This window comes from Vibrio genomosp. F10 str. 9ZD137 (assembly GCF_049974785.1).
Taxonomy (GTDB): domain Bacteria; phylum Pseudomonadota; class Gammaproteobacteria; order Enterobacterales; family Vibrionaceae; genus Vibrio.
The window spans coordinates 1-2402 of record NZ_JBNGCJ010000029.1 but is presented as its reverse complement, the minus strand read 5'-3'; the positions used below and the strand labels follow the sequence as shown (position 1 = coordinate 2402).

The window sequence follows — 2402 nt, the reverse complement described above, 5'->3', positions numbered from 1 at the left end:
TGCCGTGGTTGCTGATGAAGTAAGAACACTTGCGAGCCGAACTCAAGCTGCGACGGTTGAAATTCAAACCATGATTGAACAGCTTCAAAATGAAAGTCAAAGCATCGCGGGCATTACGGAGCAAACCGTAGGGCAAGCGCAACATAGCCAGGAAGTGATCACCAGCATCGGTGAAGACATCAATTTCATCGCCGATTCAGCCAACCACATTAATGACATGAGTGTGCAAATCTCTACGTCTGCACAAGAGCAAAGCGCGGTTGCGAATGACATCGCAAGTGAACTGTCAGATATTCGAACTCAGTCTAATACACTGAAGAGCGTCTCAGAGAAGTCTCTTGCAGGCGTGGCTAGCCTCACTGAATCCTCACGTGAGCTTGGCGAGGTATTGAAACGCTACGAAACCTAATCACACCAAAAAACGAGTACCCTAGAAAACGAGTACCCCAGCCAATTAGCTGCCAAAAATAAGAGGAGAAACGACTCGGGTCGCATCTCCTCTTTTACTTCTAGTCCAATTTAAACTTCAACTTCAATTTCGACTGCAATTTAGAAATGTAAACATCGCTTTTGTACTTTCTGCCAATTCCTATCGTCCTAATACCTCAACACCTCCTGGTCGTGCGAAACTATTTTCTCCAATGTGGCAACCATTTGAATAGAGACAAGGCCATCAGAGGCTCTGTTTTACCCCTTAAATTTGACATTTCGGGCATTCATAAAATGTTGATATTGTTGAATTTATTTTCCTAAGTTTTTATGCGTAACGGTGTTAGGCTTAACACAGATTCCCCTTTATACAATGAAAGAAGACAACATGACCAACTCTGATCTGACCTATCAGCAACACGATTTTTCTCGCCAGGACTTGCAAGGACACGTTTATCGCAGGTGTACCTTTTTTAATTGCAACTTCGACCGCGCAGATCTCAGTGACGCGAAATTTACCGACTGTCGATTTATTGAACCTAAAGCGCTTGAGGGGTGTACTTTCCGCTACACCAACCTAAAAGATTCGAGCTTTACCAATTGCATGTTAACCATGTGCCAGTTTAACGGGGCTGATTGCTTCGGTATCGAACTGCGCAAATGTGATTTAAAAGGCGCCAATTTCCAACAGGCCAACTTTTCAAACAGAATCAGTAATGCGGTGTTTTTCTCATCGGCCTACATTACCGGATGCAATTTAACCTACAGCAACTTCGAGCGAGCATTACTTGAAAAATGCGAGCTATTTGAAAACCGTTGGAATGGCGCTAACTTGTCCGGCGCAAGTTTAAAAGGATCCGATTTATCTCGCGGAGAATTTAGTCCTGAACAATGGGGAACATTTGGCATGGAACAATGCGACCTCACTCATGTGGAACTCGAGGGGTTGGATATCCGTCGAGTTTCGATGTTTGGTGTTAAAGTCTGCGACTGGCAACAAGCGCAACTTCTAGAGCCTTTTGGCCTCATCGTTCTTTAGTTCTCTTCTGTCTGGGGTGCTTGGTAGACGTTAGCGGATCACCTTGCACCGTTTGGCTTTTACGATTTTGCCTTTCACAATCGGCATAACTGCGTATAATCCCCCGCTTCATCACGTCATACCCATTGTCAGCGAGATACTCATGTCAAAAATGTTTTTTAAAGGCCGCATCGAAACGCGCCAGAACCACGTTAAATCCGGCTATAACGTAGATCGCGATGTAAAATTAGGCACACCAGAAGCCCCGGTTTCCGTACTAGTCAATAGTGAAGCGAGAAAAGCAGAAATAGAAGCCTTAATCACAGAGCAAGGAATTGTTGCCGATATTGTGGTTGATGCTGCTCAAGAAGAAAATACATTAGAACTTGAAACCTTGCTCAACAAGCCAAAACCAACCACATTTGAAAAAACACCCAACCGCAACGATCCTTGTTCTTGTGGAAGCGGTAAAAAATACAAAAAGTGCTGCGGTTAATAACTCACGCACATCGCGATAAGTAGCCGATCGTTGTATCTTGGCAGTAACGAGACTTAATTAGCAACGAAACTTAGTCAGCAACGAAACTTGGTCAGTCAGAAAAAAATACGTGCGGGAGAGATCTATGTTTACTCTTTTTGATGGTGGTATGGGACGCGAGCTAAAACGCATAGGCGCGCCTTTTTCTCAACCACTATGGAGTGCTCAAGCACTGATAGAATCTCCACAGCATGTTCAACAAGCGCACCAGAGCTTTATCGATGCGGGCTGCGATGCCATTACTGTCAATAGTTACGCTTGTGTCCCCTTTCACCTAGGGGTCGAACTGTACCACTCTCAGGGTCGTGAATTAGCAAGAAGCGCGGCTCAGTTGGCCAGAAACGTTGCCGATCGAAACACGGCAGACCGAAACACTGCGGACCGAAACAAAAATATCACCGTAGATCGGAAGAGCGG

Annotated in this window: 4 protein-coding genes; all 4 read left to right on the top strand. The window is 45.0% G+C overall.

Annotated elements, in window-relative coordinates:
- On the top strand, positions 1-409 hold a 409-nt coding region (locus tag ACP45E_RS00395; RefSeq protein WP_039832110.1), incomplete at its 5' end, for a methyl-accepting chemotaxis protein.
- A 408-nt stretch (positions 410-817) separates the two neighbouring features.
- Complete coding sequence (locus tag ACP45E_RS00390; RefSeq protein ID WP_017033301.1) at positions 818-1468, top strand: Qnr family pentapeptide repeat protein; 651 nt, start codon at positions 818-820, stop codon at positions 1466-1468.
- 142 nt (positions 1469-1610) lie between these two features.
- Complete coding sequence (locus ACP45E_RS00385) at positions 1611-1943, top strand: PBPRA1643 family SWIM/SEC-C metal-binding motif protein (protein WP_017033302.1); 333 nt, start codon at positions 1611-1613, stop codon at positions 1941-1943.
- A 127-nt stretch (positions 1944-2070) separates the two neighbouring features.
- Positions 2071-2402, top strand: a 332-nt coding sequence (locus ACP45E_RS00380; protein ID WP_141707150.1) for a homocysteine S-methyltransferase family protein, incomplete at its 3' end; no start/stop codon positions are given.